At 59.4% G+C, this 6,444-nt stretch carries 5 protein-coding genes (1 of these 5 only partly in view); 4 read left to right on the top strand and 1 reads right to left on the bottom strand.

Features of this window, described 5'->3' with window-relative positions; translation table 11 throughout:
- Window positions 1–311: 311 nt before the first annotated feature.
- Complete coding sequence (locus RSK20926_RS21900; RefSeq protein ID WP_008210152.1) at window positions 312–953, bottom strand: TetR/AcrR family transcriptional regulator; 642 nt, start codon at window positions 951–953, stop codon at window positions 312–314.
- A gap of 104 nt (window positions 954–1,057) precedes the next feature.
- Here RSK20926_RS21900 and RSK20926_RS21895 point away from each other — a divergent pair, with 104 nt between their 5' ends.
- The 4 genes from RSK20926_RS21895 to RSK20926_RS21880 all read left to right on the top strand — a co-directional run.
- Complete coding sequence (locus RSK20926_RS21895) at window positions 1,058–2,620, top strand: trimethylamine methyltransferase family protein (RefSeq protein WP_008210151.1); 1,563 nt, start codon at window positions 1,058–1,060, stop codon at window positions 2,618–2,620.
- A gap of 97 nt (window positions 2,621–2,717) precedes the next feature.
- Window positions 2,718–4,763, top strand: a complete 2,046-nt coding sequence (locus tag RSK20926_RS21890; protein WP_008210149.1) for an NADH:flavin oxidoreductase — start codon at window positions 2,718–2,720, stop codon at window positions 4,761–4,763.
- A 1-nt stretch (window position 4,764) separates the two neighbouring features.
- On the top strand, window positions 4,765–5,493 hold the full coding sequence (locus RSK20926_RS21885; RefSeq protein ID WP_008210146.1) for an NAD(P)-binding domain-containing protein: 729 nt from the start codon (window positions 4,765–4,767) through the stop codon (window positions 5,491–5,493).
- Between the two features lie 2 nt (window positions 5,494–5,495).
- Window positions 5,496–6,444, top strand: partial view of an oxidoreductase gene (locus RSK20926_RS21880; protein WP_008210144.1) — the start only. 1,037 nt of this gene lie beyond the right edge of the window; 949 of the gene's 1,986 nt are visible here — the first part of the coding sequence; it begins with the start codon at window positions 5,496–5,498; its stop codon lies off the right edge, out of view.

Genomic DNA, 6,444 nt, shown 5'->3' with positions numbered 1-6,444 from the left:
CCGTGTTTTTGGTGGCGCCGCGCTGGCGCTCGGCGCGGCAGCGCCCGCTTCATAGTTTTGCGAGTTTGATCAAGCCTATTGAGATTTCGCTTCGGGCTTTGCCCGAAGCGACCCGCGCCGCTCCCTTCGGGTGCGGCGCCAGGCCCAACGGGAGGGGCTGGCGCTTAGCGCCAGCCGCCGACGGGCGGGAGCACTTGGTGCAGATTTGTTTGGCTTTATGATACTTTTTTCCTCGCCCCTTGCATCATTGCACAAAGATGCGTGCTGTTGGTGTGACTGGTAACACTGAGGTGTCAGAGACAGTCAAATCTCTAGCGGATGACAGCTGGATTGCCGCCAGGCAGGTGGCGGGCCATGAAACGATCAACATCGCTTTGTGCCGGAGGGGCCCCAGTAAAGACCTCGACATAATCGGGCATCAAGGCCAAGCGCTGATCCTCGGCTTCCCGAATTTGCATAGAGATATAGCCTATCTGCGTGTAGATCATGGTTCGCGCGCGAACCAGGGCATTTGCCGGCGCATAGCCAAAGCGCTCCAACATCGCTGCCATTGCGGCTTCACGTCGAGCATCTGCCAGATCCAGTCGAACCTGAAGGGCTGGATCATTGCGTGCCCAGTTGCGGATCGCAAGATCCAGCTTCGAATCAAACAGCTCACTATCCAGCCAGCAGTCAAAGAGGTTGAAAATCGCTTCGCTGACAGAATCTGCATAGGCTTCAGTTCTGGCGACCAGATTGCCCGTGTTTTTGTCTTCCCAGCGCTGGATCATCGCCTCCAACAGGGCTTCCCGGTCTTTGAAGTGCCAGTAAAAACTCGTCCGTGACACAGACAGTCTCTTGGCAAGGGGCATGATTCGAACAGCCTCCACACCATTCTGTGTCAACTCCTCATAGGCGGCTGAAAGCCAGGCCTCTTCAGAGGCCCGTATGCGGGATTTGTCCGGTTTGTTCATCGGGATGTCCTAACACCGACATGTAAAAGTCGCAATGGAGTTGACACACTTGACCATCAACCTGACACTAGTGTCAAGAAACGCATTCCAGGGAGGACGCAGGGATGAGCGAAGTGCAGGTGAAATCGCGGGGCAGACGGTCGCGTCGCGGTGAGGGGCGTTCGGCGGAGCCGGGCCAGAACACCCATCTGAAGGTGCCCTTCATTACGCGGCAAATCCCGACGTATGAACTCCTCTCGGAAGAGAGCCTGGATCAGATCGAAGCCACTGCTGAACGGATCATGGCGGAAATCGGCATCGAATTCCGGGAAGATGCTGAGGTGGTAGAGCTGTTCCGTGCCGCAGGTGCCCGGGTCACCGAGCTGACCCACGAAAGCTGGAACCTGAAATTCGAGCCGGGCATGATCCGCCAGATCCTCTCGACAGCGCCCGAGCGTTTCACCCAGCATGCCCGTAACCCGGCCAATACGGTCGAGATTGGCGGCGATGCCATGGTGCTGGCGCCCTCCTATGGCTCGCCCTTCGTGATGGATCTGGACAAGGGGCGGCGCTACGGCACCATTGAGGATTTTGAGAACTTCGTGAAACTGGCGCAGATGAGTCCCAATTTGCATCACTCCGGAGGGACTATCTGTGAGCCGACGGATATCGCGGTGAACAAGCGGCACCTGGATATGGTCTATGCCCATATGCGCTATTCTGACCGCGCCTTCCTCGGCTCGATCACGGCGCCGGAACGGGCTGAGGATTCTATCGAGATGTGCCGCATCCTCTTTGGGGCTGAATTCGTCGATCAGAATTGCGTCATCATGGGCAATTTCAACACCACCTCGCCGCTGACCATGGACGGGGTCACCACCAAGGGCATCCGGGCCTATGCCGAGGCCGGGCAGGGATCGATTCATCTGCCCTTCCTCCTGGGCGGGGCGGTGTCTCCACTGACCATAGCCGGGTCGGTGGCGCAGTGTTTGGCCGAAAGCATGGTCTCTTGCGCGATCACCCAAATGGTGCGCCCGGGTTCGCCTGCGGTTCTGGCCTCCTTTATCTCGTCGATGTCTCTGCGTTCAGGCTCTCCGACCTTTGGCACCCCAGAGCCCGCGCTGGGGTCACTGGCTATGGGGCAACTGGCGCGGCGTCTGAAACTGCCGCTGCGCTGTGCCGGCAATTTCTCCACTTCGAAACTGCCGGATGCCCAGGCGATGCAGCAATCGATGATGTCGATGATGTCGGCTGTGCAATGCGGGGCCAACTACATCTTGCATTCCGCAGGCTTCCTCGATGGTCTTCTGTCAATGTCCTATGAGAAATTCATGCTGGACACGGATCTCTGCGGCGCGCTGCATGCCTATCTCAAAGGGTTTGAGGTCAATGAGGATACGCTGGGCTTTGATGCTCTGGCCGAGGGTGGGCCTGGCGTGCACCTTTTCTCCACTCAGCATACCATGCGCCACTATCAGACCGCCTATTGGGACAGCGCCATGGATGATCACCAACCTTGGGAGAGCTGGGATGAACAGGGCGGCATTGATGCGGCCATCCGCGCCAATGCCCGTTGGAAAGCACAGCTGGCCTCTTATGAGGCACCACCCATGGATCCCGGCACCGATGAGGCCTTGAAAGAGTTCATGGCAAAAGCAAAATCCTCGGCACCAGATGCCTGGTACTAAAGCCTAAATCCGCTACGATCATGCCGCCGGCCTGCCGAAACCGGGCCGGTGGCCGCCAGCCCCTCCAAGGCAGAGATTTCCCAGGAAAGAGAGTTTTATGTCCAACGATCCCCTTTTGCAGCCCTTTCAGCTGAAGCATCTAACACTCAGAAACCGGATCATGACCACCAGTCACGAACCAGCCTATCCCGAGGAGGGGATGCCAAAGGAGCGCTATGCGGCCTATCACGCAGAACGTGCCAAAGCGGGGGTGGCACTGACCATGACCGCCGGTTCCGCTGCCGTTTCGCGCAACAGCCCGCCGGTGTTCAACAATATCCTTGCCTATAAGGATGAGGTGGTGCCCTGGATCCGCAACATGACAGATCAGGTGCACGAGCACGGCGCGGCGATCATGATCCAGCTCACGCATCTGGGGCGACGCACCCATTGGAACAAAGGGGACTGGCTGCCTGCTATCTCTGCGACCCGCCACCGTGAGCCGGCACACCATGCCTTTCCCAAACTGGCAGAGGACTGGGATATTGCGCGGGTCATCTCGGACTTTGCCGATGCGGCGGAGCGGATGAAAGAGGGTGGCATGGATGGGGTCGAGATCATGACCCATGGCCATTTGCTGGATCAGTTCATCTCGCCGCTGACCAATGATCTGGACGGCCCCTATGGGCGCGAACATCTCGAAAGCCGGATGCGCCTTACCACCGATATCATTGCCGCAGTGCGTGCGCGGGTGGGGGATGAGTTTGTCCTAGGTGTTCGCTTTGCCCCGGATGAGGTGCAGGAGGGCGGGATCACCCCGGAGATGGGGCTGGATATTGCCCGCATTCTGGAAGGAACCGGGCAGGTGGACTTCCTCAATATCAACCGGGGCCGCATTCACACCGACCCGGCGATGACTGATATGATCCCAGTGCAGGGCATGCGCGGTGCGCCGCATCTGCACTCCGCCGGAGAGGTGCAGAAGGCCATCAATCTGCCGGTTTTCCACGGGTCAAAAATCCCGGATGTTGCCACGGCGCGCCATGCGGTCTCCGCCGGGTTGGTGGATATGGTTGGCATGACGCGGGCGCATATGGCGGACCCTCATGTGGTGCGCAAAATCCTCGAAGGGCGCGAGGATGACATTCGTCCTTGCGTTGGCGCCACCTATTGTCTGGACCGAATCTATCAGGCGGGGGAGGCCCTCTGCATTCACAACCCCGCCACCGGCCGTGAGCTTTCCATGCCGCATGAGATCTCTCCTGCGGAGACACGGAAAGAGGTTGCTATCATCGGCGCCGGTCCTGCCGGGCTAGAGGCCGCACGGGTGGCTGCAGAGCGTGGTCATGATGTCATTGTCTTTGAAGCCCAGCCCGATCCTGGTGGCCAGATCCGTCTGACTGTGCAGAACCCGCGCCGGGCTGAGATGATCTCGATCGTCGACTGGCGCATGGCGCAATGTGCGGCGCGCGATGTGGAATTCCGCTTCAACACTTGGGCCGAGGCCGCAGATGTGACGGCGCTGAACCCGGATGTGGTCATTGTGGCCACCGGCGGCATGCCTAATACCATGCTGCATGAAACCCGCGATGAGGCCGCCAATGTTGTCACCAGCTGGGATATCATCTCGGGCGATGTGAAGCCGGGCTCAAACGTGCTGATCTATGACGAAAGCGGCGATCATCCGGGCGTCATGGCCGCAGAGGTTGCGGCAAATGCCGGGGCCAAGGTCGAGGTGATGACACCCGACCGCACCTTTGCCCCTGACATTATGGCAATGAATCTGGTGCCCTATATGCGGGCGCTGCAGGACAAGGATGTGACCTTTACCGTCACCCGCCGCCTGCTTTCGGTTGCTCCCGATGGCAACCAGCTCACCGCCACCATTGGCACCGACTACAGCAGTCACACATCAAAAGCGCAGTATGATCAGGTGGTGGTGAACTACGGCACCCTGCCGCTGGATGAGCTTTACTTTGACCTGAAGGAGCTGTCTTCGAACCGGGGTGAAGTCGACCAGAGTGCCCTCATCGAAGGCCACCCGCAGACCATTGCCAGCAATCCTGAAGGTAAGTTTCAGCTGTTCCGCATCGGCGACGCGGTTTCTGCCCGCAATACCCATGCGGCGATCTATGACGCCCTGCGCCTGGTAAAGGATATCTGATATGCGGCTGGGCTTTATTGGCACAGGGGTTATTGCCTCTGCAGTGGTGCGGGGGCTGGCAGGACAGGGGCATGAGATCCGGGTCTCTGCCCGCTCAAAAGCGCGCTCCAGCCAGTTGGAGGCAGAGATCCCGGAGGTGCAGGTCACGGGGCTGCAGGAAATTCTGGATCAAAGTGAGGTGGTGTTTCTGGGGGTAATGGCAGAGGCCGCTGAAGCCATCCTGACGGATCTGCACTTCCGGCTGGATCAAAAGGTTGTTTCCTTCATGGCCGGGGCTTCGCTTGATCGGGTCTCTACTCTGGTTGCACCGGCCAAAGCCGCTGCCGTGATGATGCCCTTTCCAGGGATCGCCCAGGGTGGATCAGCCATCATGGCGCTGGGGGATGAGGCATTGCTCAATCAGATCTTTGGCACCCGCAACACGGTCTTTACACTGGAAACTGCTGCCGAGCTGGAGGCCTATCTTTGTGCACAAGCGGTCCTCTCGCCGGTAGCGCGTTTAACCGCCGATGCAGCGGAATGGCTGGGCAAACGTGTCGCTGACCCCGCCAAAGGCGAGGCCTTCCTGCGTCTGTTGATTTCCTCAAACCTTGCCGTCTCAAACTCCGATGATCTGATCGAAGCGCTGAATACCCCCGGCGGGTTCAATCAGCGCTTACGCTTGTACATGGAGAAAGCGGGGATTGGTGAGGACCTGGCGCGAGGGCTGGACAGGCTGGAAGAGGGTTGATCATGCAACCCTATCCGCATCTTTTCAAACCACAGCCCCTACGCCACAAAACCTTGCGCAACCGCGCGGTCTTTGGTGCTCATACCACCAATATGGCGCAGGGCGGCCTGCCCGGCGCGGCCCATGCAGCCTATTATCTGGAGCGTGCCCTCGGAGGTGCGGCGATGATTGTGGTGGAGCCGATGCCGGTGCACCCGGCGGCGGTGCTGACACGCGGGAACTTCCTGCACTCCACGGATGAGGTCATCCCGCATTTCCGCCGCATGGTGGAACCCTGCCAGGAGGCAGGCGCGGTGATGATCCAGCAGCTCTATCATGTAGGCGCCCATGGGGATCAGGACAATTCCTGGCATGCTGCCTGGTCGCCTTCGGGCGGACCCAGCTATCATGACAGTGACGGCAGTCACGCCATGTCCGAGGCGGAGATCGAAGAGACCATCGAGGGTTTTGTGCAGGCCGCTATCCGCTGCCAGAAGGCGGGTTTTGACGGGGTCGAGGTCTGGGCGGCTTATCATTGTCTGCTGGATCAATTCTGGACGCCGTTCTCCAATACCCGCGATGACAAATGGGGCGGCTCACTTGAAAACCGTACCCGCTTCTCCCGTGAAATCCTGCAGCGCATCCGCCAGGCCTGCGGCGAAGACTTCATCATCGGCCTTGCGGTGAATGATGAGCCTGGCGTTGAGGTGGCCCTCAGCCGGGAAAGCATGGGTGAGATCGTCGCCCTGCATGACCGACAGGAACTGATGGACTATGTCACCGTCGGCTCCGGCTCCTATTTTGACTTCACCCGGCTCATCCCCAGTTTCCAAGAAGCAGAGATGCTGGGCGTGGATCTGGCGCAGAGCCTCAAGGGCGCGGTGAAACACGCGCTGGTCACAGCAGAAAGTCATATCCGCACGCCGGAAAATGCCAATACGGTGCTAGGGGCGGGGCAGGCGGATCTGGTCT

The sequence above is a fragment of the Roseobacter sp. SK209-2-6 genome (assembly GCF_000169455.1).
Classification (GTDB): Bacteria; Pseudomonadota; Alphaproteobacteria; order Rhodobacterales; family Rhodobacteraceae; genus Pseudophaeobacter.
The sequence above is the reverse complement of the archived record's forward strand: the minus strand, read 5'-3'. Positions and strand labels throughout refer to the sequence as shown.